The sequence below is a fragment of the Priestia sp. P5_B4 genome (assembly GCF_056400385.1).
In genome coordinates this window covers 1-604 of the sequence record NZ_JBFULJ010001438.1, presented here as the reverse complement: position 1 = coordinate 604, position 604 = coordinate 1, and the positions used below count along the sequence as shown (strand labels likewise).

Sequence of the window (604 nt, the reverse complement as noted above, 5' to 3'; positions counted from 1 at the left end):
GTATTATCACTGGTCTCCTGGCTACTAACCTCCCCAGTTTTCCCTAGTTTTGAATCGACCTTTTCTTCTTGTTGACAGCCAGAAACCAGTAAAGAAGTTACCGTAATTAATAAAAAAACACCTTTTTTATACATAGTTGTTCCCCCTCTAAAAGTTGTTAATTTGATGTGTATTTTATCAATATTAAAAGATAGTATAACAACGTTTTATTMCTTAATAAGGATATTATTTAATAATGAACTATTATAAATTTTTCGAAACAGTCTATTAATAATTAATTTGTAAAAAACAGTCTCAAAGTAAGAGACTGTCATCTTATTCCTTATCCCATAGCGAGAATACTTCAGGAATAGGAACTAGTTTTTAATCTTCCCACAGCTCATTCATCAGGTCTTCAATTTCTTTTTCTCTTTTCTTAGTTTCCTGCCTATCAACTGTTACTTTATTTCCTGTAATGTAAACAACATCTCCAACTTGTGTATCCTCAGGGAAGATATCTTTTGGATAATCTTTTGTTATGCCTTCAATTTCAACAACCGCAAATCCCTCTTCAAATCGATCAATAATACCTTTTATCTTTTTCATAATTACCTCGATTTTTTAA

Annotated in this window: 1 protein-coding gene; it reads right to left on the bottom strand. The window is 30.7% G+C overall.

Annotated features, from left to right (window positions below; translation table 11 throughout):
• Window positions 1-363 precede the first annotated feature (363 nt).
• Window positions 364-585, bottom strand: coding sequence for a DUF3006 domain-containing protein (locus tag AC1DRF_RS31460; RefSeq protein ID WP_029324087.1), 222 nt, complete (start codon window positions 583-585; stop codon window positions 364-366).
• Window positions 586-604 lie beyond the last annotated feature (19 nt).

What these genes read in the sequence shown, in the direction of transcription:
- AC1DRF_RS31460 (WP_029324087.1), bottom strand. Translation starts at nt 585, where the DNA reads ATGAAAAAGATAAAAGGTATTATTGATCGATTTGAAGAGGGATTTGCG.